General features: G+C 57.2%; 26 protein-coding genes and 1 rRNA gene. 18 read left to right on the top strand and 9 right to left on the bottom strand.

From position 1 onward, the window contains the following. The 7 genes from BN1189_RS05750 to dnaA form a co-directional block, all read right to left on the bottom strand. Window positions 1-68 (bottom strand): 16S ribosomal RNA (locus tag BN1189_RS05750); the annotation flags it as partial. 392 nt (window positions 69-460) lie between these two features. Next, window positions 461-3082, bottom strand: coding sequence for a DNA gyrase subunit A (gene gyrA / locus BN1189_RS05745; RefSeq protein WP_040226417.1), 2622 nt, complete (start codon window positions 3080-3082; stop codon window positions 461-463). A 25-nt stretch (window positions 3083-3107) separates the two neighbouring features. After that, a complete protein-coding gene (gene gyrB / locus BN1189_RS05740) occupies window positions 3108-5033 on the bottom strand; it encodes a DNA topoisomerase (ATP-hydrolyzing) subunit B (RefSeq protein ID WP_040226415.1) in 1926 nt (641 codons plus the stop codon). Between the two features lie 99 nt (window positions 5034-5132). Continuing rightward, window positions 5133-6260 carry a DNA replication/repair protein RecF gene (gene recF / locus BN1189_RS05735; protein WP_040226413.1) on the bottom strand — a complete coding sequence of 376 codons (1128 nt, stop codon included), beginning with the start codon at window positions 6258-6260 and terminating at the stop codon, window positions 5133-5135. Continuing rightward, on the bottom strand, window positions 6250-6489 hold the full coding sequence (yaaA, locus tag BN1189_RS05730; RefSeq protein WP_040226411.1) for a S4 domain-containing protein YaaA: 240 nt from the start codon (window positions 6487-6489) through the stop codon (window positions 6250-6252). Before yaaA ends, recF begins: the two co-directional genes overlap by 11 nt. Before the next feature lie 554 nt (window positions 6490-7043). Next, on the bottom strand, window positions 7044-8180 hold the full coding sequence (dnaN, locus tag BN1189_RS05725) for a DNA polymerase III subunit beta (RefSeq protein ID WP_040226410.1): 1137 nt from the start codon (window positions 8178-8180) through the stop codon (window positions 7044-7046). Window positions 8181-8348: 168 nt separating this feature from the next. Then, window positions 8349-9695 (bottom strand): chromosomal replication initiator protein DnaA, encoded by a 1347-nt coding sequence (gene dnaA / locus BN1189_RS05720; RefSeq protein ID WP_040226409.1) that lies wholly within the window; start codon window positions 9693-9695, stop codon window positions 8349-8351. 549 nt (window positions 9696-10244) lie between these two features. On the opposite strand from dnaA, the gene rpmH reads away from it, so the two are divergent. From rpmH to BN1189_RS05665, 11 genes are all read left to right on the top strand, one after another. Continuing rightward, window positions 10245-10379 (top strand): 50S ribosomal protein L34, encoded by a 135-nt coding sequence (gene rpmH / locus BN1189_RS05715; protein WP_040226408.1) that lies wholly within the window; start codon window positions 10245-10247, stop codon window positions 10377-10379. A 121-nt stretch (window positions 10380-10500) separates the two neighbouring features. Then, on the top strand, window positions 10501-10845 hold the full coding sequence (gene rnpA / locus BN1189_RS05710; protein ID WP_040226407.1) for a ribonuclease P protein component: 345 nt from the start codon (window positions 10501-10503) through the stop codon (window positions 10843-10845). A gap of 95 nt (window positions 10846-10940) precedes the next feature. Continuing rightward, entirely contained in the window at window positions 10941-11807 is an 867-nt protein-coding gene (gene yidC / locus BN1189_RS05705) for a membrane protein insertase YidC (RefSeq protein ID WP_040226405.1), read from the top strand. Next, a complete protein-coding gene (jag, locus tag BN1189_RS05700; protein ID WP_040226404.1) occupies window positions 11804-12676 on the top strand; it encodes an RNA-binding cell elongation regulator Jag/EloR in 873 nt (290 codons plus the stop codon). The genes yidC and jag overlap by 4 nt, the downstream gene beginning before the upstream one ends. Before the next feature lie 223 nt (window positions 12677-12899). Then, entirely contained in the window at window positions 12900-14285 is a 1386-nt protein-coding gene (mnmE, locus tag BN1189_RS05695; RefSeq protein ID WP_040226394.1) for a tRNA uridine-5-carboxymethylaminomethyl(34) synthesis GTPase MnmE, read from the top strand. A 57-nt stretch (window positions 14286-14342) separates the two neighbouring features. Continuing rightward, window positions 14343-16232, top strand: coding sequence for a tRNA uridine-5-carboxymethylaminomethyl(34) synthesis enzyme MnmG (gene mnmG / locus BN1189_RS05690; protein ID WP_040226393.1), 1890 nt, complete (start codon window positions 14343-14345; stop codon window positions 16230-16232). A gap of 66 nt (window positions 16233-16298) precedes the next feature. Next, on the top strand, window positions 16299-17018 hold the full coding sequence (gene rsmG, locus BN1189_RS05685) for a 16S rRNA (guanine(527)-N(7))-methyltransferase RsmG (RefSeq protein ID WP_040226390.1): 720 nt from the start codon (window positions 16299-16301) through the stop codon (window positions 17016-17018). Between the two features lie 88 nt (window positions 17019-17106). Then, window positions 17107-17982, top strand: coding sequence for a nucleoid occlusion protein (noc, locus tag BN1189_RS05680; protein ID WP_040226388.1), 876 nt, complete (start codon window positions 17107-17109; stop codon window positions 17980-17982). 148 nt (window positions 17983-18130) lie between these two features. After that, a complete protein-coding gene (locus BN1189_RS05675) occupies window positions 18131-18904 on the top strand; it encodes a ParA family protein (RefSeq protein WP_040226386.1) in 774 nt (257 codons plus the stop codon). Further along, window positions 18885-19727 carry a ParB/RepB/Spo0J family partition protein gene (locus BN1189_RS05670; protein ID WP_040226383.1) on the top strand — a complete coding sequence of 281 codons (843 nt, stop codon included), beginning with the start codon at window positions 18885-18887 and terminating at the stop codon, window positions 19725-19727. Before BN1189_RS05675 ends, BN1189_RS05670 begins: the two co-directional genes overlap by 20 nt. 69 nt (window positions 19728-19796) lie before the next feature. Continuing rightward, complete coding sequence (locus BN1189_RS05665; protein ID WP_040226380.1) at window positions 19797-20534, top strand: DUF554 domain-containing protein; 738 nt, start codon at window positions 19797-19799, stop codon at window positions 20532-20534. Here BN1189_RS05665 and yyaC read toward each other — a convergent pair. Beyond that, window positions 20469-21056 (bottom strand): spore protease YyaC, encoded by a 588-nt coding sequence (gene yyaC, locus BN1189_RS05660; protein ID WP_052455665.1) that lies wholly within the window; start codon window positions 21054-21056, stop codon window positions 20469-20471. The genes BN1189_RS05665 and yyaC overlap by 66 nt on opposite strands. 90 nt (window positions 21057-21146) lie before the next feature. Here yyaC and BN1189_RS05655 point away from each other — a divergent pair, with 90 nt between their 5' ends. From BN1189_RS05655 to ychF, 3 genes are all read left to right on the top strand, one after another. Continuing rightward, complete coding sequence (locus tag BN1189_RS05655) at window positions 21147-22103, top strand: mechanosensitive ion channel family protein (protein WP_082194152.1); 957 nt, start codon at window positions 21147-21149, stop codon at window positions 22101-22103. Window positions 22104-22133: 30 nt separating this feature from the next. Then, window positions 22134-22337 (top strand): DUF951 domain-containing protein, encoded by a 204-nt coding sequence (locus BN1189_RS05650; protein WP_040226374.1) that lies wholly within the window; start codon window positions 22134-22136, stop codon window positions 22335-22337. 109 nt (window positions 22338-22446) lie between these two features. Further along, window positions 22447-23547: a redox-regulated ATPase YchF gene (ychF, locus tag BN1189_RS05645; protein ID WP_040226372.1), complete on the top strand. Its 1101-nt coding sequence runs from the start codon at window positions 22447-22449 to the stop codon at window positions 23545-23547. Between the two features lie 51 nt (window positions 23548-23598). Here ychF and BN1189_RS05640 read toward each other — a convergent pair whose 3' ends face one another. Beyond that, the gene (locus BN1189_RS05640) at window positions 23599-24198 is read right to left on the bottom strand and encodes a DUF3267 domain-containing protein (protein WP_069201953.1); all 600 of its coding nucleotides are present in this window, start codon (window positions 24196-24198) and stop codon (window positions 23599-23601) included. Window positions 24199-24520: 322 nt separating this feature from the next. Here BN1189_RS05640 and rpsF point away from each other — a divergent pair, with 322 nt between their 5' ends. The 4 genes from rpsF (at window position 24521) to BN1189_RS05620 (ending at window position 26767) form a co-directional block, all read left to right on the top strand. Continuing rightward, window positions 24521-24808, top strand: coding sequence for a 30S ribosomal protein S6 (gene rpsF / locus BN1189_RS05635; protein ID WP_040226369.1), 288 nt, complete (start codon window positions 24521-24523; stop codon window positions 24806-24808). Window positions 24809-24855: 47 nt separating this feature from the next. Then, window positions 24856-25380, top strand: coding sequence for a single-stranded DNA-binding protein (gene ssb, locus BN1189_RS05630; protein WP_040226367.1), 525 nt, complete (start codon window positions 24856-24858; stop codon window positions 25378-25380). Window positions 25381-25419: 39 nt separating this feature from the next. Then, window positions 25420-25653 (top strand): 30S ribosomal protein S18, encoded by a 234-nt coding sequence (gene rpsR, locus BN1189_RS05625; protein ID WP_040226364.1) that lies wholly within the window; start codon window positions 25420-25422, stop codon window positions 25651-25653. A gap of 172 nt (window positions 25654-25825) precedes the next feature. After that, window positions 25826-26767: a YybS family protein gene (locus BN1189_RS05620; RefSeq protein WP_082194151.1), complete on the top strand. Its 942-nt coding sequence runs from the start codon at window positions 25826-25828 to the stop codon at window positions 26765-26767. The last annotated feature ends 6 nt before the right edge of the window (window positions 26768-26773 follow it).

The raw sequence follows: 26773 nt of genomic DNA, 5'->3' as shown, positions 1-26773 counted from the left end.
CGCTCGACTTGCATGTATTAGGCACGCCGCCAGCGTTCGTCCTGAGCCAGGATCAAACTCTCCATAAGAGAGTATGAGTAAGCTCATACTTTGTTGCTGGCATATCTGCTTGATATGTCCGAATCATATGTTCCGTTCACCCGACGGGGTCGGGATCCGGGAACAAAATTATCAGCGTTTTGCTGTTCAGTTTTCAAGGTTCATCGCGTTGCCGACTCTCTCGTCGACTGCTTAACTAGCATAACATCGCCGCTTCGGAATGTCAACAAAAATCTTTGTGTTTTTCATTCCTCAGGATCATTGCCAATCGGCAACTCCTCGTTTAAAAGCAACTTCTCTACTATACACGGCACATCGCTTGGATGCAAGCACTTTTTCAAAAAAGTTTCAGGTTCTTTCATCCCACACAAAAAGAGGAGCCGCATCAACCGGGCTCCTCTTTCCTGCATCTATTCGGTTCTCACTCTTCGTCAAAGCCGGAATCTTCGCCTGATTCCTCAGCCGGCTCTTCCTCTTCATGTCCGAAGTCTTCCTGGTCTTCTTCGATTGTCGGGAATTCTCCCCGGACCGCCGATTCCGGATCAAGCATCTCGGGGTCATCAAACTGTTCTTCAAGAACGTCTTCCATCTCGCCGTCCGGCATGTCCTCTTCCTCTTCCTTTTCAACCTTGGCGACGGTGGCAACGTACTCGCCTTCGCCGAGGCGGATGAGCCGGACGCCCTGGGTGATCCGGCCGATGACCGAGATGTCCGCGATATCCATCCGGATCAGGATGCCGTGGATCGTGATCAGCATGATGTCTTCGGTGCCGTCGATCGCCTTCATGGCGATGAGCGGGCCGTTCCGGTCCGTCACGTGGACAGTCTTCAGGCCATAGCCGCCGCGAGACTGGTTCCGGTATTCGGATTCAGGCGTGCGCTTGCCGAAGCCCTGCTCGGTGACGACGAGGATCTCCTGGCCTTCTTCGATGACGTCCATGCCGACCACATAATCCTCGCCGCGCAGACGGATCCCGCGGACACCGGTTGCGGTCCGTCCCATCGGCCTGAGATCTTCCTCGTCAAAGCGGATCAGCATGCCGTCACGCGTACCGATGACGATGTCTTTGTGGCCATCGGTCATTTTGACGGCGATGAGCTCATCCTCTTCCCTGAGGGAGAGGGCGATCAAGCCGTTTGAACGGATATTCGCAAAATGCGTGACGGGTGTGCGTTTCGCCACACCGTACTTGGTCGTGAAGACAAGGAATGCCTCCTCGTCGTATTCATCCACGCGCAGCATGGCCGTGACCTGTTCGCCTTTGTCGAGACCGAGCAGGTTGATGATCGGCAGGCCCTTCGCCGTACGGCTGAATTCCGGCACTTCATAGCCTTTCAGCCTGTAGACTTTCCCGTTGTTCGTAAAGAACAGGATCCGGTCGTGGGTGGATGTATAAAGAAGATGCTCGACGAAATCATCATCGTTCGTCCCCATCCCCTGGACGCCCCGTCCGCCTCGGCGCTGGCTCCGGTAAGTGCTTGCAGGAAGCCGCTTGATGTAGCCGTTGTGGGTGAGGGTGAGCACGGAGTTCTCGACCGGGATGAGGTCCTCATCCTCGATCATCTCGGAACCGCCTGACGTGATGACGGATCGCCGATCATCGGAGAATCGGTCCTTTACATCGATCAGTTCCTCCTTGATGAGCGTAAGCAGCTTCTCCTCGTCTGCCAGGATGGCACGGAGCTCTTCGATCAGGATGCGGAGTTCTTTATACTCCTCCTCGATTTTGTCCCGTTCGAGGCCGGTCAGGCGCTGGAGCCGCATGTCCAGGATGGCCTGGGACTGCCGCTCCGACAGGTTGAACCGGCCCATAAGCGCCAATTTCGCCTCGTCGGTGTTTTTCGATGCCCGGATTAGCGCAATGATCTCATCGATGTGATCAAGCGCGATGCGGAGTCCTTCGAGGATGTGCGCCCGGTCCTCCGCCTTGTTCAGCTCGAACTGCGTTCTCCGGGTGACGACTTCCTTCTGGTGTTCCAGGTAGTGGAACAGAATCTCCTTCAGGCTGAGCACTTTCGGCTGGCCGTTCACGAGCGCCAGCATGTTGATGCCGAAGCTTGTCTGGAGGGCGGTGTGCTTGTAAAGATTGTTCACGACGACGTGCGCGTTTGCATCGCGGCGGATCTCCATGACGATCCGCATGCCGTTCCGGTCCGATTCGTCCCGGAGGTCGGTGATGCCGTCGATCCGCTTGTCCCGGACGAGTTCGGCGATCTTTTCGATGAGGCGCGCCTTGTTCACCTGGTACGGGAGTTCATGGACAAGGATTGTTTCCTTGCCGTTGGATGCGGTCTCGATCTCAACCTTGCCCCGTGTCAGGATCGATCCCCGGCCGGTCTCGTATGCTCGGCGGATGCCGCTCCTGCCGAGGATGAGTCCGCCCGTCGGGAAGTCCGGACCCGGAATGATCTCCATGAGTTCCTCGGTCGTGATGGCCGGGTTGTCGGCCAATGCCAGCACGGCGTTGATCGTCTCGCCGAGATGGTGAGGCGGAATGTTGGTGGCCATGCCGACCGCAATGCCGGATGTCCCGTTGACGAGCAGGTTCGGGAACCGGCTCGGCAGGACGATCGGCTCTTTTTCCTGGCCGTCATAGTTCGCCTGGTAGTCGATCGTGTTTTTATTGATGTCGCGCAGCAGCTCCGCGGAGATCTTCGACATGCGCGATTCGGTGTACCGCATGGCCGCCGCCGAGTCGCCGTCGATCGACCCGAAGTTGCCGTGTCCGTCCACGAGCATATACCGGTAGTTGAAGTCCTGCGCCATCCTGACCATCGTGTCATAGACGGCGCTGTCACCGTGCGGATGATATTTACCGATGACGTCGCCGACGATGCGGGCGGACTTCTTGTACGGTTTGTCTGCTGTGTTCCCGAGGTCCTGCATGGCGTACAGGATGCGCCGGTGCACCGGCTTCAGCCCGTCCCGCACGTCCGGCAGTGCACGCGATACGATGACACTCATCGCGTAGTCGAGGAACGAGGTTTTCATTTCCGTACTGATATTGATGCGCTGGACGCCACGATTCGGCGTGTCTGCCATGGTAGTTGACTCCTTTCAAAAAGCCTCAAATATCCAGGTTCTTTACATATTCCGCGTTCTCTTCGATGAACTGGCGCCGCGGCCCGACTTCGTCGCCCATGAGCTGCTCGAACGTGGCATCCGCGTCGAGCGCGTCTTCGAGCGACACTTGGAGCAGGGTCCGGTGTTCCGGATCCATCGTCGTGTCCCACAGCTGCGTTTTGTCCATCTCACCGAGACCCTTGTAGCGCTGGATGATGGGTTTCGGCACTTGCGGGAGCCGGCCCAGGATTTCCTGGAGTTCGGCATCGTTGTAGCAGTATTCGACCGTCTTCCCCTGCTTGATCTGGTAGAGCGGCGGCTGTGCGATGTACACATAGCCCGCTTCGATGAGCGGCCGCATGAACCGGAAGAAGAAGGTCAGAAGGAGCGTACGGATATGGGCGCCGTCGACGTCCGCATCGGTCATGATGATCAGCTTATGGTAGCGCGCCTTTTCAAGCGTGAATTCATCGCCGATGCCCGTGCCGAGCGCCGTGATCATCATCCGGATTTCGGCATTTCCGAGAATCCGGTTCATATGGGCTTTTTCCACATTGAGGATTTTCCCGCGCAGCGGCAGGATCGCCTGGAAGTGGCGGTCCCGTCCGTTCTTTGCGGAGCCGCCGGCAGAGTCCCCCTCAACGATGTACAGTTCGCTGATTGCCGGGTCCCGGGAAGAGCAGTCGGCCAGCTTGCCCGGCAGGCTGGACACTTCCAACGCGGATTTCCGGCGGGTGAATTCGCGTGCCTTCTTCGCGGCGATGCGTGCCCGCGCCGCCATGAGGCCCTTGTCGACAATCGTCCGGGCACCATTCGGATGCTCAAGCAGGAAGCGCTCAAGTCCGGCCGAGAAGAGCGTGTTCACGATCGTGCTCACTTCTGAGTTTCCGAGCTTCGTCTTCGTCTGTCCTTCGAACTGAGGGTCCGGGTGCTTGACCGAAATGATGGCGGTCAGCCCCTCCCGGACATCGTCGCCGGAAAGGTTCGGCTCATTTTCCTTGAGCAGCCCGTTTTTGCGCGCATAGTCGTTGATCACACGGGTCAGGGCCATCTTGAACCCGGACTCGTGCGTTCCGCCCTCGTACGTATTGATATTATTGGCAAACGAGAAGAGGTTGGCCGCGTAGCCGGCGTTGTACTGCATCGCGATCTCAATCGAAATGCCGTCTTTCTCGCCTTCGATGAAGATCGGCTCTTCGTGGATCGGCTCTTTGTTCTCGTTGATGTGCTGGACGTAGGATTTGATCCCGCCCTCGTAGTAATATGAGTTCTCGCGGATTTCCTCGCCGCGTTCGTCAGTGATCGTGATCCGGAGTCCGCGGTTCAGGTAAGCCAGTTCCTGAAGCCGGTGCGCCAGGATGTCATATTCATAGACGGTCGTTTCGGTGAAGATCTCGGGATCCGCTTTGAAGCGTGTCATCGTGCCGGTCTCTTCCGTGTCGCCGATGACTTTCAATTCTTCAGCGATCTTCCCGCGCTCAAACGCAATAAAATACAGATGGCCATCGCGTGCCACGGTCACTTCGGTCCGCTCGGACAGGGCGTTCACAACTGAAGCGCCGACGCCGTGCAGGCCGCCGGATACCTTGTATCCGCCGCCGCCGAATTTGCCGCCTGCGTGAAGGACGGTCATGATGACCTCCACAGCCGGACGGCCCGTCTTTTCCTGGATGCCGACCGGGATGCCCCGGCCGTTGTCCTGGACGCGGATCCAGTTGTCTTTCTCGATGGCCACTTCGATATGATCGCAGTAACCGGCCAGCGCCTCGTCGATGCTGTTGTCGACGACTTCCCACACGAGGTGGTGAAGGCCTTTCGAGCTGGTCGTGCCGATATACATGCCGGGGCGTTTCCGTACCGCCTCCAGCCCCTCGAGGACCTGGATCTGATCCGCGCCGTAATCGTCTTCGTGAAGATTGTTTTCATCCATCGCCAATTTCCGCTCACCTGTCCTTTCATGGACCCAAACCTTGTGCTGCAATGCCTATATGAGTGAAAACCCGCGGAGGGACCATGCCCGCCCGCGTGTTCAAACGTCTTTCTTTTCCGTCTCGACTTCTCCCGACTCCACGTGGTAGAGATCGGCCTGCCGGATGGTTTCGTGGTTGATCCCGCTGATGTTCGTCGTCGTGACGAACGTCTGCACCTGCCCCTGGATCGTGTTGAGGAGATGCGACTGCCGGTAGTCGTCCAGTTCGGACAGGACATCATCGAGCAGCAGCACCGGCGACTCGCCGGTTTCCTGCTTCAGCAGTTCGATCTCCGCCAACTTCAGCGACAGGGCCGCGGTCCGCTGCTGCCCCTGCGATCCGAATGTCTGGACGTTGTGCCCGTTCACAAGGAATGTCAGGTCGTCGCGGTGCGGGCCCGCGAGCGTCACTCCACGCTCCAGTTCTCGTCCGCGGAGCTCGAGCAGCCGCGAGCCGAGCCGTTCCTTCATCTCCTCGGCCGATTGGTCCGGATCGACGCCCTTCAGCGGCTCGTAGATGACCCGGAGCTCCTCTCTTCCGCGCGAAATGCCGAAATGGATCGGCTCCGCCCATTTCTGAAGAAGCTCTGCAAACGCAAACCGCTTCCGCATCACCTGGACGGCAAGGTCGATGTACTGTTCCGTGTACACGTCGAACATGACATCCTGCAGGCTGCCCCTGCCCTGGTTTGCGCGGAGGATGGAGTTGCGCTGCCGGAGCACTTTCTGGAATGAAAGCAGGTCGTGAAGATAGACCCTCGACACCTGCCCGATCTCCATATCCAAAAAACGCCGCCGCACCTGGGGGCTGCCCTTGATGAGGTGCAGATCCTCCGGCGCGAACATCACGACGTTCAGCTGTCCGATATAGTCGCTGAGACGAGGCTGTTCGAGGTGATTGACCCGCGCCTTCTTGCCTTTTTTTGTAAGGGTTAACTCAAGCGGCAACGGCCCGTATTTACGCTCCGCCACTCCTTCTATTTTACCATAATCCGCGCCCCAGCGTATCAATTCACGATCGTTTGAGGTCCGGTGCGATTTGGCCATCGCCAGGACGTAGATCGCTTCCATGACATTCGTCTTCCCTTGGGCATTTTCACCGATGAATACATTGATCTGCGGAGAGAATGAAAGCTCCAGCTTTTCATAGTTCCGGTAGTTGATCAGCTTCAGATCTTCAATGTACATCGCTCGACCCCGGGGACGGCCCGGTCACCTTGAATCTGCCCGTCCCTGGAATGTTGAGGACATCCCCGTCGCGGAGTTTGCGCCCGCGACGGTCCTCCTGTTCGCCGTTCACGTAAACGGGATGCTCGGAAAGGAACCATTTCGCCATTCCCCCCGAACTGATGGCATTCGTCATTTTGAGCGCCTGCCCGAGCGTGATGAACTCGCTATCGATTACCAGCTGTTCCATCGTGGATTACCGCCTTTCTTCCTCGTTCCGTCCTCTGCTTTCCTTTGTCGGTCATCGGTCCGATCACCGATTATTCAGGTCAGTTTTATGCGCTTAAAAGATCGGGGCTTTATAGCATTCGTTATAGTTTTGGCTTCCACCTGCCGAACCTAAACAGCGCCCTCCGCTTTTGTTTCGTCTAGCTGCGGGCGGCAGAGGCTCGGGGTCACAAGTCGTTCTGCTCTGTGAGGCAGGCTTCACGCCGCAGACCGTCTTGTGCCTGTCGCCTCTATTCAGCCACCCTCCGCTTTTGTACCGTCTAGCTGCGGGCGCTAGGGGCTCGGGGTCATAAGGCATGATGCGCCGCGAAGCAGGCTTCGCTCTGCATCCTGCCTTATGCCTGTCGGAGGCCCGCTAAAAGCGGGTCAGTCAGCCTTTGCCGAGAATCGGCGCTCTTAGGCTGACTTCTCTTCTTCCGGCCCGCTCCGCTTTTGTGTTCATTTTACCGAATGTTTGGGGGTTATCAAAAGGGACGGCGTTCTGGCCGTCCCTTTTTCGGGTGTTTTCCCGATGTCTCAGTATGTGCGCACGGGCAGGATGAGCTGGAGGAGCGTGTCGTCTTCGACGGATTTGAGCACGAACGGGCGCATCGCTCCGGTGAACCGGATGACGATGTCCTGCCCTTCGATCGCGCGGAGGGCGTCCATCATGTATTTTGCGCTGAATGCGATTTTCAGTTCTTCGCCTTCCATCGACGACGTTTCGACCTGCTCCTCAACTTTCCCGATTTCCGGAGAATTTGACGAGATCTCGACCGTGTTGCTGCCGTCTGCCGTAAAGCGGACGACGTTGTTGCGCTCTTCCCTTGCGAGCAGCGACGCCCGGTCGATCGACTGGAGTAGCGTGCGGCCGTTCACGGTGATGTCGGTCTTGTATTCAGACGGGATGAGGCGGGACGTGTCCGGATAGTTCCCTTCCAGCAGGCGGGAATAAAACAGGACGTGCCCCGCGCGGAACAGCACCTGCTTGTTGCTCATCGTGATGCCGACCGCATCTCCCGAGTCCTCGAGGATCTTGTTCAGCTCCTGCAGGCTCTTTCCCGGGATGACGATGCTGTATTCGTCTTCCGGCGCGTTTTCCAGGCTGGTCTTCCGGCGTGCGAGACGGTGGCTGTCCGTTGCCACACAGACGAGCTCGCCCTCCTTCACTTCCCAGTGGACGCCGGTGAGGGCCGGACGGCTTTCGGAAGTAGAAACCGCAAATACCGTTTCTCGAATGATCGTCTTCAGGAGATCTGACGGAATGGCGAAATGCCGGTCGTCATCAATCTCCGGAAGCTGCGGATAGTCGTCTGCATCGGAACCGATGAGATGGAACTCGGATTTGCCCGACCGGATATGGGTCTGGAGATGGTTGCTCACTTCGATCTCGACGAGATTGGTCGGCAGCTTCCGGACAATCTCGCTGAAATATTTGGCCTGGAGCACGATCGCCCCCCGTTCATCGGTTCGGATGAGCTGCTCCCCGTCTTCTTCTGCAGGGACGAAAGTCCGGATCGTGATATCCGAGTCACTTCCGGTCAGATAGAGACCTTCATCATCGACCTCAAGTTTGATCCCCGTCAGGATCGGGACAGCCGCTTTTGAACTGACGGCTTTCATGACGTCGCTCAGTCCGTCGATCAGCCGGTCCCTCGAAATCTCAAATTTCATCTTCATACCTCCGCATATATATTTAATTTAAAAGTAAAAAAGAATAATAGTAATAGTAGTAGGGGCTGTGGATTTGTGGATAAGTCCGATATTCTCAGAAACCCCTAAGCTATTCACATGTTTATAAACTGTGCATCGGCGTGCACGTCCGTCCCCTGTTATCCACAGTCAGTTTTTGCCGAGCGCGGCCTTGATCTCCTTGACGTCCTGCTGAAGATTTTCGTCTTCCTTGAGCATTTTGGAGATCTTCTCGTGGGCATGGATGACGGTCGAGTGATCCCGGCCGCCGAACTCCTCCCCGATTTTCGGCAGCGAGGATTCGGTGAGTTCCCGGGACAGGTACATGGCGACCTGCCGGGGGAAGGCGATGGATTTCGTCCGCTTTTTCGCGGCGAAGTCCTCAAGACGGATATTGAAATGCTCGCCGACCGTCTTCTGGATGTCGAGGATCGTCACCTGGCGCGGCCGTGCGTTCGGGATGATGTCCTTCAGCGCCTCTTCCGCAAGTTTCGGACTGATGTCTTCATTCACGAGCGAGGAATAAGCGACGACGCGGATCAGCGCGCCCTCGAGCTCCCGGATGTTCGTGTCGATCTGGTTGGCGATGTAGAGCATGACGTCGTTCGAAACGTCCACGAGGCCGTCCGCCTTCGCCTTCTTGCGGAGAATGGCGATCCGGGTCTCGAGATCAGGCGGCGTGATGTCGGTGATCAGTCCCCATTCGAACCGCGAGCGGAGACGGTCTTCAAGCGTCGGAATCTCCTTCGGCGGGCGGTCGCTCGAGATGACGATCTGCTTTGATGACTCATGCAGCGTATTGAAGGTATGGAAAAATTCCTCCTGGGTTTGTTCTTTTCCGGCGATGAACTGGATATCATCAATCAGGAGAACATCGACGTTCCGGTATTTATCGCGGAATTCGACGGCCTCATTGTCGCGGATCGAGTTGATGAACTCGTTCGTGAACTTCTCCGACGACAGGTAGACGACTTTTGAATCCGGATTGTGTTCGCGGACGTAGTGGCCGATCGCATGCATCAGGTGGGTCTTGCCGAGTCCGACGCCCCCGTAGATGAAGAGCGGGTTGTACGCCTTGGCCGGCGCTTCCGCCACGGCGAGCGAAGCGGCGTGGGCGAACCGGTTGCCGGTCCCGATGACGAACGTGTCGAACGTGTATTTCGGATTGAGCATACCCGGCGAAGGATCGACGTGCCGGCCGTTTTTCTGTTTTGACGGCTTCGGCATATTGAACTGGTCTTCATCGGCGTCTTTCGGCACCGTGAAGCGGATATGTACGTCTTCGCCGGTCAATTCGGCGAGTATGCCGGCGATCAGCTGGACATAATGGTTCTCCAGCCAGTCGCGGGTAAATGAGTTGGGCGCGCCGATGATGACGGTGTCGCCCCGGTAGTCGATCATCCGGGTGGACTTCAGCCACGTTTCGAAGCTCGGTTTTGAAATCTTCTGCTCCACTCGGGCGAGCACCTGATTCCATAAATCCTCGAACTGTTCCAACACACAGCCTCCTTTGCAGATTATTTTGTCGGAATATTATTCACGCCGGCGGATTTGCGCACAAATCCACAGGCTGTGGACAGCAGTTGTCAAAAAACGCGGAAAAAATTATCCACAACATATTAACAATTGTGGATAAGAATTTAACCGGCTTCTTCCGGCGAAAAGTTATGCTCCAACATCGTAACAAAAAAAACCGGAAAGCACAACACTTCAAGGGACTTATCCACACGGCCCGAAACTGTGCACAAACTGCTTATCCACAGGGCGTGGAGCTGTGCGAAACTTGTCGATAAATGGTGTGCATAACTTTTTTCTTGTCGAACGGCGCCCACAGGGGGTCCGGGCAAGCCGTGGATAACTTGTTGGAATGAAAAAGTCCCGAGGAGGGAGGAGAAACGGACGGGAAACGGCTGGAGGAAGAAAGAGCAGCGGAGCGATCGGCAACGTTCCGATTCACCTGGGGACAGTTGACAGGTGCGGCCCGCTCATTTATAATATACAAGACTGTTTGAAGTTAATCGGCAACGACCAGGAGGTGTCTTATAGATGAAACGCACGTACCAACCAAATAAACGCAAGCACAGCAAAGTACACGGATTCCGCGCACGCATGAAAACAAAGAGCGGCCGCCGCGTCATCGCAGCACGCCGCCGCAAAGGCAGAAAAGTCCTTTCGGCATAAGTCCACTGAATCACTTCAGTGGTCTTTTTTTTCGTTTAGCCCGTATTCGGCTGAAATGAGGGACGAGCGAGTGTCCGGACCAATATCCGATGAACAATAAACAATCAGGTGGGTGTGGAATATGAATAAACACCAGCGGGTCAAGAAGAACGAGGATTTTCAGCAGGTGTTCAAGAAAGGTAAGTCTTTCGCAAACCGGCAGTTCGTCATTTATTCGCTGCGGAAAGAGGGCCAGGAAGAGTTCCGCATCGGGATCTCCGTTTCCAAAAAGATCGGAAACGCGGTGACGCGCAACCGCATCAAGCGGTACGTCCGCCAGGCGGTCCATGAACTGAAGGACGAGCTCCGGCCGGATATGGACTATATCATCATCGCCCGCCACCAGGCGGCGGCCTTCGATTTTCACACATCGAAAAAAAGCCTGATCCACGTGATGCGTATCGCGAAGGTGCTGAGAAAGAAGTAGAACCTCCGGCCGTCCCCGTGGTACGATGGAGGGAAAGGGCGGGACTCCGTCCGACAGAATCATATAAGGAAAGATATCAGTCTGGGGGAACGATTTTGAAGAAGAAGTTGCTGCTCGTCCTCATGGTCGCCCTGCTCGCTTCATTCCTTGCGGGATGCACCGAGTTCAAGGAACCGATCTACGCGGACAGCGAAGGGTTCTGGAACCGCTTCATCATCTGGCCGCTCGTCTCCGTCATCACGGCATTCAAAAACCTGCTCGGCACATACGGGCTCGGAATCATCGCCGTGACGATCATCATCCGCCTCGTGCTTCTGCCGCTCATGGTCAAACAGACGCAGAGCTCGAAGCGGATGCAGGAGATCCAGCCGGAGATCAAGGCGCTCCAGGCAAAATACAAGTCGAAAGACGCCGTCACTCAGCAGAAGTACCAGCAGGAGTTCCAGCAGCTGCTGTCGGAGCGGAAAGTCAACCCGGCCGCCGGCTGCTTCCCGGTGATCGTCCAGATGCCGATCCTTATCGGGTTCTACCATGCGATCAGCCGGATGAACGCCACACCGGGCATCGAGGTCGGAACATTCCTCGGAGTTAATCTCGCCGAGCCGAGCGTCATCCTCGCATTCCTCGCTGCGGCCATGCAGTTCATCGTGCTGCGCACGGGCCCTGCGATGGACAATCCGCAGATGAAGGTCATGATGTACTTCATGCCGGTCATGATCTTCTTCATCGGTACAATCCTGCCGGCGGCGCTTACGCTCTACTGGATTGTCGGGAACATCATCTCGTTCATCACGAACCTGTTCCTGTACAAGCCGTGGGAGAAGAAACCGGAACCGGCCGCGGTTGCCGCGGCGAACAGCAGGGGAAGCCGGCCTTCCGGAAAGCCTGCCGGTCAGCCGGCTGCCGCAAAAGGCAAAGGCGGGAAGAAAGGCGGCCCCAACTCGGGAGGTAAGAAAAAATGAAGCAGACGGTCGCAACGGGTGCCACGGTCGAACAGGCAGTCTCGAATGCGCTGAACGAACTCGGCCTCGCCCGTGAAGAAGTGGTAATCGACGTCATTGACGAAGGCAAAAAAGGGTTTTTCGGATTCGGTGCAAAGGACGCCAAGGTGCGCGTCTCGGCCGTTTTCGACATTGCAGCCTCAGACCCTGATCCGGTCCCGTCCGGAACGGAAAAAGATGCCGCAGAAGAACAGAGCCCTATGATCGCAAAGCATGAGACGGTGGATCCGGACATTCCGGAACTGTCCGACGACAGCGGGGACGAGGCGAAAGGGCCGGTCATCCCGGTCGTTCCGACAGAGCCGCTCGAGCCGGTCCGCCCGGATGAACAGGATGAGCCGGACGGGGATGGTCCCGGAGAAGAGATCCGCCGGCTGGACGAAGCCATCGAGGAGACGGCGGACTACCTGAAAGCCGTCGCTTCGGAGATGGGTGCAAAGGACGTTCACGTGTTTCATATGCTGGACGGGAAGAACCTTGAATTCCGGCTGGAAAGCCCCGACGCCGCACTGCTCATCGGGAAGCGCGGGCAGACGCTGAACGCGCTCCAGCAACTCGTCCAGGTTGTCGCCAACAACAAGGCGAAGCAGTTCCTTCTCGTGTCCGTCGATGCCGGGGACTACCGGGCAAGGCGGAAAGAGACGCTTGAGGAACTTGCGGAGCGGAAGGCCGACCAGGCCGTCCGGACCGGACAGCGGATCGCCCTCGAACCGATGCCTGCCGGCGAACGCAAGATCATCCACAACGCTCTGTCGGAGCGGTTTGATGTCGACACCCGTTCGGAAGGCAGGGAACCTCACCGCCATCTTGTGATCGAGCCGCATAAGTGAATCACCTAAGCTTGGAGACCGGGCAGCCGCCGTGCTGCCCGGTCTTTTTGCACTTTTATCCGGCGCGATCCGCTTTCCCGGACGTGTATTCGGCAGACAGCAAACATTTCCGGAAACCGCCACTTTTGAAATGGAGGCGTTTATGGTACTATAATACGTTAGATAACCGTGTCGATTTCCGGTTATCCACATGTGGACAATCAGGAAAGAAAGGGTGGCCTCAATGGAATTTGATACGATAGCGGCGATATCCACACCGATGGGCGAAGGGGCGATTGCGATCGTCCGCCTGAGCGGGGATGAAGCGGTCGCCATCACGGACAAGCTGTTCCGCGCACCTTCGGGGAAGCCGCTGTCGTCGATGGCCTCCCACACGATCCACTACGGGCATCTTCTCGACCCGGAAACCGGTTCCGTCGCGGAAGAAGTGATGGTGTCGCTCATGAAGGCGCCGAAGACGTTCACGCGCGAAGACGTCGTGGAGATCAATTGCCACGGCGGCCTCGTATCGGTGAACCGGGTGCTGGAGCTCGTGCTCAGGAGCGGCGCCCGTATGGCGGAACCCGGCGAATTCACGAAACGGGCGTTCCTGAACGGGCGGGTTGACCTGTCCCAGGCTGAAGCGGTGATCGACCTGATCCGTGCGAAGACGGACCGGGCGATGGACGTGGCGCTCGGCCAGATGGAAGGCCGGCTGTCCCGGCTGATCGGCAGCCTCCGCCAGGCGCTCCTTGATACGCTCGCGCAGGTCGAGGTGAACATCGACTATCCGGAATACGATGATGTGGAAGAAATGACGCTTCCGGTGCTCATCGAAAAGTGCGCATGGGTGGAGTCGGAGATCGACAAGCTCATCCGGACATCGGGCCAGGGGAAAATCCTCCGCGAAGGCCTCTCCACCGCCATCATCGGCCGGCCGAACGTCGGCAAGTCATCGCTCCTCAACAGTCTGCTGCAGGAGAACAAGGCGATCGTCACGGACATTGCCGGGACGACGCGGGACATCATCGAGGAATATGTCAATGTCCGCGGCGTGCCGCTGAAGCTTGTCGATACGGCGGGGATCCGGGAGACCGAGGACATCGTCGAACGGATCGGCGTCGAGCGCTCCCGGAAAGTGCTGAAGGAAGCGGATCTCATCCTGCTCGTCCTGAACAGCTCCGAGGAACTCGCCGAAGAAGATATCCGGCTGTTTGAAGCGGTTCGGGGAATGGACGTCATCATTGTGGCGAACAAGACCGACCTCCCGCAGAAGCTCGACTTTGAAAAAGTCCGGAAACAGGCGGAAGGCGCCCGGCTCGTCACCACCTCGCTCACCCGTGACGAAGGGGTCGATGAGCTGGAGGAAGCGATCGCCTCGATGTTCTTTGAAGGGCACACCGGCTCGCAGGACATGACCTACGTGTCCAATGCGCGCCACGTCTCGCTTCTCCACAGCGCACGCCAGTCTGTCCGGGATGCGATCGACGGAGCAGAGGCGGGCGTGCCGGTCGACATCGTGCAGATCGATGTGACGCGCGCCTGGGAAATCCTCGGTGAAATCATCGGGGACACGGTCCAGGACAGCCTCATCAACGAATTATTCTCTCAGTTTTGCCTTGGAAAATAACGAACTGCCGGCATCAGGCCGGCTTCATATATTCTTAAATTAGGAAGGGTGACGAACATGCCGCAATTCGAAGCAGGCAAGTTCGACGTAATCGTCATCGGAGCGGGGCATGCCGGCGTGGAAGCCGGACTGGCCTCCGCAAAGATGGGCGCATCGACGCTGATCCTCACGATGAACCTCGACATGATCGCCTTCATGCCGTGCAACCCGTCGATCGGCGGGCCGGCGAAAGGGATCGTCGTCCGCGAAATCGACGCGCTCGGAGGCGCGATGGGGAAAGTCATCGATAAGACGCATATCCAGATGCGCATGCTGAACACAGGAAAAGGGCCTGCCGTCCGGGCACTCCGGGCACAGGCGGACAAAGTGCTTTATCAACAGGAAATGAAGCGGATGCTCGAGGAACAGGAACATCTTTCGCTCCATCAGGGGATCGTCGAGGAACTCATCGTCGAGAACGGCGAAGTGAAAGGCCTCATCACGCAGGTCGGCGCCGTCTACCGCGCGGAAACGGTCGTCGTCACGACGGGCACGTTTCTCCGCGGGGAAATCATCATCGGCGACCTCAAATACTCAAGCGGCCCGAACCACCAGCAGCCGTCGATCGGCCTGGCGGAAAACCTCGAGGAACTCGGCTTTGACATGGTCCGGTTCAAGACCGGTACGCCGCCTCGCGTCAACAGCCGGACGATCGACTACAGCAAGACCGAAATCCAGCCGGGCGACGAGGAACCGCGGGCGTTCAGCTATGAGACGACCGAATTCATCACCGACCAGCTGCCGTGCTGGCTGACGTATACGACGGCCGAAACACATGAGGCCATCAATGAAAACCTGCATCTTTCCCCGATGTATTCGGGCATGATCAAAGGGAAAGGGCCGCGCTACTGCCCGTCGATCGAAGATAAGATCGTCCGGTTCTCCGATAAGCCGCGTCATCAGATCTTCCTTGAGCCGGAAGGGCGCAATACGCGCGAAGTGTACGTGCAGGGGCTTTCCACAAGCCTTCCGGAGCATGTGCAGCGCCGCCTGCTCGAAACGGTCCCGGGGCTTGAAAAGGCGGAGATGATGCGCGCCGGCTATGCGATCGAATACGATGCCATCGTGCCGACGCAGCTCTGGCCGACGCTGGAGACGAAGCGGATCCGCGGTCTGTATACGGCAGGCCAGATCAACGGGACGAGTGGATACGAGGAAGCGGCCGCACAGGGCATTATGGCCGGCATCAATGCCGCCGCCCGGGTGCTCGGCCGCGGCGAGATCATCCTGAGCCGCTCCGATGCCTATATCGGCGTCCTCATCGATGACCTCGTGACGAAAGGGACGAACGAACCGTACCGGCTGCTCACTTCCCGTGCCGAATACCGCCTTCTCCTCCGCCATGACAACGCCGACCTCCGCCTGACGGAGCTCGGCCACCGCATCGGCATGCAGGGGAATGAGCGGTACGAGGCGTTCACCCGCAAAAAGCGGATGATCGAAGAGGAAATCGCCCGTCTCCGCGCGACCATCCTGAAACCGGATGAAGCCCTTCAGGGAGCAATCCGTGAGATCGGCGGCACCGAACTGAAGGAAGCCGTCCATGCTTCCGACCTTCTGAAACGGCCGGAGATCCATTACGGGCTCATCGGCAGCGTCACCCCGCCGCCTGCGGAACTTCCGGATGACGTGAAGGAACAAGTCGAAATCCAGATCAAGTACGAAGGCTATATCGACAAGTCGATGCAGCAAGTGGACCGCCTTAAAAAGATGGAAGACAAAAAGATTCCGGAAGACATCGATTACGACGCCATCCAGGGCATCGCCTCCGAAGCGCGCCAGAACCTGAAGGAGGTCCGCCCGCTCTCCATCGCGCAGGCTTCCCGGATCTCCGGGGTGAACCCGGCGGACATCTCGATCCTCCTTGTGTATATCGAACACGGCAAAATCGCCAAAGTCACGAACTGAATCATAAAAGAACGGGCCGATGTGAACGATTCGCATCGGCCCGTGCCATGGAAGGGGCACCGTCTCATGAATGAAGAACAATTTATCCGCCACCTGGCAGAGCACGGCATCGAGCTCAGCGAGAGGCAGATCGGGCAGTTCCGGCGTTACTTCGAACTGCTCGTCGAATGGAACGAGAAAATGAACCTGACTGCGATCACCGACCGGGAACAGGTTTACCTGAAGCATTTCCTCGACTCGGTCAGCTTGGCATTCCGGACGCCGTTCGACGGTCCGCTCACGATCTGCGATGTCGGCGCAGGCGCAGGATTCCCGAGCATTCCGCTGAAAATCTGCTTCCCGGATCTGCGCGTCACGATCATTGATTCGCTAAACAAGCGCATCACGTTCCTGGATGAGCTTGGCAAGGAACTCGGACTCGACCATGTCCGTTTTGTCCACGCGCGTGCGGAAGAGGCCGGACGCAATCCACAATACCGGGAGGCATTCGACATCGTCACGGCCCGTGCGGTCGCCAGGCTGCCGGTGCTCGCCGAACTCTGCCTGCCGCTCGTGAAGGAAGGCGGCCGGTTCATCTCCATGAAGGCGGCAGCGGCCGGAGAAGAACTCGAGGAAGCGGAATACGCAGTGCGGACGCTCGGGGGCCGGCTGCACGATTCATTCTCGTTCCTTCTTCCCGTCGAAGAAAGCGAACGCAATATCTTCGTTTTCGACAAAGTGTCCAAGACCCCGAAGAAATACCCGAGAAAGCCGGGCACACCGGGAAAACTGCCGCTCATGAAGTGACCGTTCCACGTGGAACATCATTGAAGGATTTCCAGCCTGCCTATCGAATTACTTAAGGAGCAAGGATGTTCACTAGGGGGTGCCCGGTTTGAAAAGCACGTTCTCACGTTTTTTCGGGAACAACGAAAAAGAAGAATTGCTTGAGACGGACGCAGCGGAGCGGTCAGAGGATGTCATCAAGATTCCGCTCGCTGATATCATACCGAACCGATTCCAGCCGAGAACGATCTTCGATGAAGAGAAAATCGACGAGCTGGCTCGGACGATCAACATACACGGTGTCATTCAGCCGATTGTCGTAAGACCGATTGAGGATGGGAAATACGAAATCATCGCGGGCGAGCGCCGATACCGGGCGATGAAGAAGCTGAACTGGCCGGAAGTGCCTGCAATCGTCCGGGACATGGATGACAAGGAGACCGCTTCCGTCGCGCTCATCGAGAACCTGCAGCGTGAAGAGCTGACGGCGATCGAGGAGGCGATGGCCTACGACAAGCTGCTGAAGCTTCACTCGCTCACCCAGGAAGCACTCGCCCAGCGGCTCGGAAAGGGACAGTCGACTGTGGCCAACAAGCTCCGGCTCCTGAAGCTGCCCGATCCCGTCCGAAGAGGAATCCTCGACCGCCAGATATCGGAGCGCCATGCCCGCTCCCTGCTGACTCTGAAGGAAGAGGCGCTCCAGCTTCAGCTATTCGATGAAATAAAAGAACAGGAATACAACGTCAAGCAGCTGGAAGAACGGATCCGGGAGATTCTCGACCCGGAAGAGGAAGAGGCGGAGGCGGAAGAAGAGAAAAAGCCGAAGACGAGGCGCAAGGCGGTCAGCAAGGATGTCCGGATTGCCCTGAATACAATCCGCCAGTCGCTGTCCCTCGTCAAACAAAGCGGCATCAGCCTGAAGACCGAGGAAGAAGACGAAGAAGACTTTTACAAGATCACCGTCAGGATTCCGAAGAAAAAGTGACTTTTTCTCTTGCCGTATCCCGGCAGGAGTTTTTTCCGTCCCAAAAGGCAAACGGACAGTTTTTTGATAGAATGGAAGCAACGGAAACTCAATTGCCGGCCGGCCCGGCAGACTACCGCAACGACAGCAGTTGGAAAGCAGGTGCATTGTGGGAAGAATCATATCGATCGCCAACCAGAAGGGCGGCGTCGGGAAGACGACGACATCTGTCAACCTAAGTGCGTGCCTTGCCCATCTCGGCAAGAAAGTGCTGCTGATCGATACCGATCCGCAGGGCAACGCAACGAGCGGCGTGGGTGTCAACAAAGGCGACGTTCATCACTGCATTTACGATATTCTGATTGACGATGCCGATGTCCGGAGCACCGTCCTGCCGACGGCGGTGGACAATCTGAGCATCATTCCGGCGACCATTTCTCTTGCCGGAGCCGAAATCGAACTTGTCTCCACCATTTCACGCGAAGTGCGGCTCAAGCATGCGCTCGATGAAGTGCGGGACGACTACGACTATATCATCATCGACTGCCCGCCTTCGCTCGGCCTGCTGACGCTGAACGCATTGACGGCTTCCGACGGGCTCATCATCCCCGTCCAGTGCGAGTACTATGCACTCGAGGGCCTGAGCCAGCTGCTCAGCACAATCCGTCTTGTCCAGAAACACCTCAACCAGGACCTGATGATCGACGGGGTCCTGCTGACGATGTTCGATGCCCGGACAAACCTTGGCATCCAGGTCATCGAGGAAGTGAAAAAGTATTTCCAGGACAAAGTGTACAGCACGATCATCGCGCGCAATGTGAGGCTCAGTGAAGCCCCGAGCCACGGCGAGCCGATCATCATCTACGATCCGAGGTCCCGAGGTGCTGAAGTGTACCTAGAATTGGCGAAGGAAGTGATCCATAATGGCGAAAGGGTTAGGTAAGGGACTCAATGCGCTTTTCCCCGGAGAGTCGATGAAACAGTCCGAAAGCGTGGAACAGCTTGACCTGAAACTGTTGAAGCCGAATCCCTACCAGCCGCGGAAGGTGTTCGACGAAGACGGCTTGGCCGAACTGACGGAGTCGGTCCGGGAACACGGCGTGCTCCAGCCGATCATCGTCCGGAAAAAGGGCAAGAAGTATGAGATCGTCGTCGGCGAGCGCCGGTTCCGGGCTTCCGGCAAGGCCGGACTCGACACGATCCCTGCAGTTGTCCGGGACATGACCGACCGGCAGATGATGGAACTCGCCATCCTCGAGAACCTCCAGCGGGAGGATCTGTCGCCGATCGAAGAGGCGGAGGCCTACCGCCAGCTGATGGAGAATCTCGGGCTCACCCAGGAGCAGCTTGCGTTCCGCCTCGGCAAAAGCCGTCCTCACATCGCCAACCATATCCGGCTCCTCGCACTTCCGGAAGAAGTCCGCGCGATGCTGTCGGACAGCGTCCTGTCGATGGGACACGGCCGGGCGCTTCTCGGCCTGAAACATAAACAGCAGATCGTCCCGCTCGCCAAGAAGACGGTGAGCGACGGGCTGAACGTCCGCCAGCTGGAAGCTCTTGTCCAGCGGATGAATGACAATGTTCCACGTGAAACGAAAGAAGAGAAAAAGGATATCTTCATTACGGAGAAGGAATCGGAACTGCGCGACTACTTCGGAACGAGCGTGACAATCCGGAAATCGAAAAACCGGGGAAAGATCGAGATCGAGTTCTTCACCGATGACGATCTGGAACGGATCCTCGAACTTCTGGAACAACAGCAATAAAAGAAAACCTGCCCTTTTTCCCGAATGAGGAAGGGCGGGTATATTTTTTGACAGGACGGGGGCTTTCCCATGGTCCTTTACGGGACACTCATCAACGTGGCACTTATCATCATCGGATCGATCATTGGGAGATTCCTCAGCAACATCCCCGATAGAATCAAAGAAACCGTGACCTATGCGATCGGCCTCGCAGTCATGGCCATCGGTCTTCAAATGAGCTTTGCAAGCACACAAATCATCATTGTCATCATCTCCATCGTGATCGGGGCGGCAATCGGCGAGTGGATGGATCTTGACGGCCGGCTCAACCGGCTGGGCGCCTGGATGGAATCGCTCGGCGGAAAAGACAAGGACGATGAAGGGCGTCAGGGAATTGCCCGGGGCTTTGTGACGGCGACGCTCATCTTCGTCATCGGTTCCATGTCCATCATCGGAGCGATCGACAGCGGCCTCAGGAATGACCACGATATCCTGATTGCGAAGGGGATCATCGACGGCTTCACGGCCCTCATCCTGAGCTCCACGCTCGGCATCGGCGTCATTCTCGCCGCTCTGCCCGTCTTCGTATACCAGGGGGCGATCACCCTCCTCGCCACTCAGATCAGCCTTTTCGTCCCGGATGACATGCTGCAGTTCTTCATCAGGGAAATGACGGCAACGGGCGGCCTGATGATCCTGGCGATCGGCCTCAACCTGATCGGCCTGACGAAGATCCGGGTGGCCAACCTCATACCGGGAATCCTAGTCGTGGCGGTCGTGACCGGCATCCTGTACGCTTTTGGATTCATGCCGGTGCCAGGCGAGTAAGATCGCCCGTGCCGTCAGCCGGCTCATCATGAACGGGAGATGCAGCCGGGTGTTCCGCAGCGCCTCATGGCCGTCCCCGACGGCGGCATTGACCACTCCCTTGATGGACAGATCGCCGACCGGCGGAAGGGTCTTCCCGACAGCCCGGCCGGGTTTGAGCGGCCTGTCCTCGACGATGATCTGGCCGATATGGGCCGGCTTTCCGAGGCAGGCATCGATTGCAACCGTGAACACCTGGTCCGATTTTCTGCCAGGGTTCAGCTTCTGTTCAAGATTGAGGGCATGCAGGGGCTGCTCAAGCGTCCCGATAAGCGGAAACGGGAACCCGGCCTGCTCGAACAGGGCCGTGCCGGTGAGCGGGCCGTATGAATCGCCCGTCGACCGGTCGGTTCCGATGCAGACAAACCGGATCGGACGCTCCCCGAACGGAACATTCCTCAAGAGCGTGGTCGACAGCCGCCAGGCACATCCCGGTTCCGAATGATGAAAACGTTCCTGAATCGTCAGAGCCGCAATGGTCATCATAGGACCCTCATTTCCATGCGTGTTTTTGGAAGTATACGCGAAAAGATGAGACGATATACGAGGGTTTTATGCGGGAGGTAGATTAATATGGCGCAGACGCCAACACCGGAAACACCGGAGACACCGGAGACACCGGTCTCAAAAGAAATCAACGAAGACCTTCAACAGTCATTTGACATGCTCAGCTCACTCAAAGACATGATACTCAGTGAAGACACCTGGATCCGGCTCGGATTCATCGGACTGAAGATCATCGTCATCATCACATTGTCCGCCCTCTTCGTGAGAGTCGGAAAGTCGGTCATCCGGCGGGCGTTCAGCATCAAGCTGAAAGGTCCGATCCGAGCCACGGAGCGGCGGGAACGGACGCTCATCAAGCTTCTGGAGAACGTCCTCGCTTACGTGGTCTACTTTTCTGCGATCATGGCAATCCTGTCGATCTTCAAGATCAATGTTGCCGGCCTGCTCGCGGGGGCGGGGGTTCTCGGCCTGGCCGTCGGGTTCGGCGCGCAGAGTCTCGTGAAGGATATCATCACCGGGTTCTTCGTTATTTTTGAAGACCAGTTCTCGGTCGGTGACTATGTGAAGATCGGAGATGCCGTCGGAACGGTCGAGGAAATCGGCCTCCGCACGACAAAGATCAAAACCTACACGGGCGAGCTGTACATCATCCCGAACGGGTCGATCACGGAAGTCGTGAATTCGTCGATTTACAATTCCACTGCGGTCATCGACATCAGCATCGCCCGGGAGACGAATCTCCAGGAAACCGAATCGCTCATCCGCTCTTTCCTGGCCGGGATCATGGGCAAGGAAGACTATCCGGAAATCCTCGCACCGCCGGAGCTGCTCGGCGTCCAGAGCCTCGAAGCACATGAAATCCTTCTGCGGATCACGGCGGAAACGGCCCCGATGATGCAGTATGCCGTGGAGCGGCGGCTGCGGAAAGACCTGAAGAAGTTCCTGGAAGACAATCATATCGAAAGCGCCTACCCGAAAATGGTCATGGTGGACAAGAAAGGCACAAAGAACGACGGCCAGTGAGCCAACAACCTGCAGCCGGAGGTGAGCAGAATGGAAAGCAAGCAGTATGCCATCGGGGACGTCGTGGAAATGAAGAAACAGCATCCGTGCGGGACGAACGCCTGGAAGATCATCCGCATGGGCGCGGACATCCGGATCAAATGCACCGGCTGCCAGCACAGTGTCCTTATCCCGAGGCGGGAGTTCGAGAAAAAGATGAAACGCATCCTCCAACAAGCCGACACAGGCGAATGATGGACAGTTCCGGCCTTTATTTCCTATAATGAAAAGGTTGTGGAAACTGATCAAGCTGGGGCAAGGCGCCCCTTAATGATTTGCATAGATCGAAAGGTTGTGGAAAACCATGGCACTAACTGCCGGAATCGTCGGTCTCCCGAACGTCGGGAAGTCGACCCTGTTCAACGCCATCACCAAATCCGGTGCGGAAGCGGCAAACTATCCGTTCTGCACGATCGACCCGAACGTCGGCATCGTGGAAGTGCCCGATGAGCGGCTCAATAAGCTGACCGAGCTCGTGAAGCCGAAGAAGACGGTCCCGACCGCGTTCGAATTCACCGACATCGCCGGGATCGTCAAAGGGGCCAGCAAAGGCGAAGGCCTCGGAAACAAGTTCCTTTCCCATATCCGGGAAGTGGACGCGATCTGCGAGGTCGTCCGCTGCTTCGCCGACGAGAACATTACGCACGTGTCCGGAAAAGTCGATCCGATCGAGGATATCGAAGTGATCAACCTCGAACTCATCCTGGCCGACCTCGAAAGCGTCGACAAGCGCCTCACCCGCGTGTCGAAGATGGTCAAGTCGAAAGACAAGGAAGCGATGCTGGAAGAGCCGATCCTCGTCCGGCTGAAGGAAGCGTTCGAAAACGAGAAGCCGGCCCGCTCGGTCGACTTCACGGATGACGAGCTGAAGGTCATCAAAGGGATGAACTTGCTGACGATCAAGCCGATGCTCTACGTCGCCAACGTATCCGAAGACGACATCGCGGATCCGGACGGCAACGAGTACGTCCAGAAAGTGCGCGAGTTCGCCGAGGGAGACAATGCCGAGGTGATCGTCGTCTGTGCGAAGATCGAAGAGGAAATGGCCGAACTTGATGACGAGGAGAAGGCGATGTTCCTCGAAGAGCTCGGCATCCGGGAAGCCGGACTCGACCAGCTCATCCGTGCGGCCTACCGGCTGCTCGGCCTCGCCACGTACTTCACGGCGGGCGAAAAAGAAGTGCGCGCCTGGACGTTCCGCAAAGGCATGAAGGCTCCGCAGTGTGCGGGCGTCATCCATACCGACTTTGAACGCGGATTCATCCGCGCAGAGACGGTCTCCTATGAAGACCTGCTCGCGGCCGGTTCGATGGCGGCCGCGAAGGAAGCCGGCAAGGTCCGCCTCGAAGGTAAGGAATACGTCGTGCAGGACGGCGACGTCATGCTGTTCCGCTTTAACGTATAAGAACACAACCAAAAACAGCTCCGCGGGTTTATCTCCGCGGAGCTGTTTTTATTATTCGCCGTCCGGACCCGGGCTGTAGGCGTAGAGCTTCGGCTTCTCAGGATCATCTTTGATGAGCCAGTCCCCCGGCAGCCGCTTCAGTTCCCGGTCCATCGCCAGGTCTCCCGCCGCCCCGCCGATCAGCCAGGCGGACAGGAATAAAAGAAGATAGCTGTCGAGCCAGAGGCCGACCGCAGCCGGCAGGATGCCGGTCATCCAGAGCGGCAGCAGCAGCGCCTTGCGCATGCCCCGGTTATGGATCGGAACTTTGGTCGTCGCATAGGCGATGCCGGCTTCGAGATTGAGGCCGAATGCCATTTCCCGGAACGGAACGCCGCCAAACAGCCGGAACCCGAGCAGATGGAACGCCTCATGAACGACGATCAGGACGACGTACCCGGCGATGAACAGAAGCGTTCCGATGATGATCCCCTTGATCGAAAAGGTGAACTCGAATCCGTCCCCGCGGAATAGGCTGTGCAGCAGTGCATTGCCCAAAAAGAGGAAGACGGTTGACAGCAGTGTCAGCCAGAGGCTCTCCTTCGCCACCTTCATCAGGTCCAGTTCCACTACCCGGTCCGGCTCCCGTCCCTCCAACTGTGAAAAATCCATGATTGATCCTCTTTTCTGGAAAAAATAACGATGAAACTCAACCCTCTGCCTGAATCATACTCCACCGGACAGCCCCCCCACCACCTTCACATCCGCCGGAAGACGTTTCCCGGGAAATCTTATCAGGCGACGACCGCGGCAAGCGAGTCTCCGGAGCGGAAATCAATCCCGCCCAAAATCGCCCATTCTCCTGTTTAATTCCAGGTTGAAATCAGACAAGCCCTGTGGTAGAATAAACCGATGTGAGTAAGTATTGATTATTTTACTCCTTGCCCGCCGCAAAACGCGCCGGGCCATACGTCCACAAGGAGGTGACATCTTGATGAATAAGTACGAAATCATGTACATTATCCAGCCGAAGATCGAAGACGAGGCGAAAAAAGCGCTTGTTGAGCGTTTTGACGGAATCCTCACTTCGAACGGCGCGGAGATCATCGAGTCGAAGGAATGGGGCAAGCGCCGTCTCGCTTACGAGATCAACGACTTCCGTGAAGGTATCTACCAGATCGTGAAGATCAATGCGCCTGCAGAAGCGATCGATGAGTTCACGCGTCTCGCGAACATCAACGAGAACATCATCCGTCACATCGCGATCCGCGAAGAAGACTGATGAGCTGACGTTATAAGCCAGACTATTACAAAGGGGGTTGTTTACTGATGATCAACCGTGTTGTCCTAGTCGGAAGGTTAACGAAGGATCCTGAACTGAAATACACCCAGTCGGGCATTGCCATGACCCGCTTCACACTGGCCGTGAACCGGACGTTCACGAACCAGCGGGGTGAGCGGGAAGCGGACTTCATCAACGTGGTGACCTGGAGAAAGCAGGCCGAGAACGTGGCCAACTTCCTCCGCAAGGGAAGCCTCGCAGGTGTCGACGGCCGGATTGAAACGAGCAGTTTCGACGGCCAGGACGGAAAACGCGTCTTCATGACGGAAGTTGTGGCGGACAGCGTCCAATTCCTGGAACCGCGGGGTGCAACGGCAGACCGCCAGCAAGGTTCACCGTCCTACGGGAACCAGCAGTCCGCTCCGTCCTACGGAAACCAGCAGAACCAGAACCAGCAGCCGAATTATCAGGGGCAATCCCCGAATCAAAATAACTACACACGCACCGACGAGGATCCGTTCACGCCGGGCGGCGGCCCGATCGAAGTATCGGACGACGACCTGCCGTTCTGATCAGGATGCGTGCATCTATGAGCAAAGGAGGCGAAACGCATGGCACCACGTCGTGGACGCAGACGCCGCAAAGTCTGCTACTTTACTTCCAACAACATTACGCGCATCGACTACAAAGACGTCGATCTGCTTAAAAAGTTCATCTCCGAGCGCGGGAAAATCCTCCCTCGCCGTGTAACAGGAACAAGCGCGAAATGGCAGCGTAAACTTACGCTCGCAATCAAGCGCGCCCGGATCATGGGTCTTCTCCCATTCACTTCGGAAGAACGCTGATTTATCAAGGAAGCCCCGGCCGGTCCGGGGCTTCTTTTCCATTTTACGGACGGGCTCCGCAGCCGATGCGGACACCCGTCCCTTTTTTGGTCCCTCCCCCGAAACATGATACAATGATAGGAAGATTCCATTGTGATTCTGATGGGAATCCTAATTTGAAAGAAGGCTGACAATGGGTACAGATCAAGCGAGAAGGACGACCTTCGGAGCCATGATGGCCGCCCTGTTCGCCCTGTTGGCGGCACTCACTTATTATGTGCCGATCATCGGCGCGGTCACCGTGTTTGCCATCCCGCTCCCCCTCGCACTCTACGGTGCCAGGTACAGCCGCGGACCGTCTCTGCTGGTCGCGGTTGCAGGGGTTGTCCTTTCATTCCTCATTGCCGGGCCGGGCGGGCTTCTGCTCGCCCTCCTGAACGCACCGATCGGCTTTGTCATCGGGGACGGCGTCCGGACCGGCAAAACCAAGCTTTACATTTTCATGGCTGCAGGACTGGCCATTCTCATCACCGGCGTCCTGCAGTACGCAGCGGCCGTCGCCTTCCTCGACATGAATATCATCGCCGAGCTGATGGACACGCTCCGGGCGTACTACGCGCAGACAGGCGAGATCATGGAACGATTCGGCCGGCTGCCGGACGGATACGACGAAATGGTGAACCAGATGATCCTTCTCATGCAAACCCTCGTCCCGTCCGTGTTCATCCTCGGTTCGTACTTGACGGCGTTCATCATGATATCGATTATCCTTCCGCTCATGAAGCGGCTCGGTGCGGACATTCCGAAATTCGGGAAGTTCCGGAGCATGAAACTTCCGGCCATCCTGCTCGTTTATTACGCGCTTGTGCTGATCCTGTCGCTCGTCTCGACGCCGGAGCCCGGAACGATGATGCACCTGATCATCAACAACGCCATGTTTGTCCTGAGGGTGCTGTTCTTCATCCAGGGCCTCTCGCTCCTGGCGTACGCCGTGCATGCCACCGGCTACCCGAAGTGGGTGCTCGTGATCGCCGTCCTGTTCGCTTTTCCGCTGTCGGCGATTGTCGTTCTGCTCGGCATCATCGATACCGGATTCAATCTCAGGGGATTCATCACGGGAAGCAAAGGAAAGTGAGTGGCT

This window comes from Bhargavaea cecembensis, assembly GCF_000826125.2.
Classification (GTDB): domain Bacteria; phylum Bacillota; class Bacilli; order Bacillales_A; family Planococcaceae; genus Bhargavaea; species Bhargavaea cecembensis_B.
The sequence above is the reverse complement of the archived record's forward strand: the minus strand, read 5'-3'. Positions and strand labels throughout refer to the sequence as shown.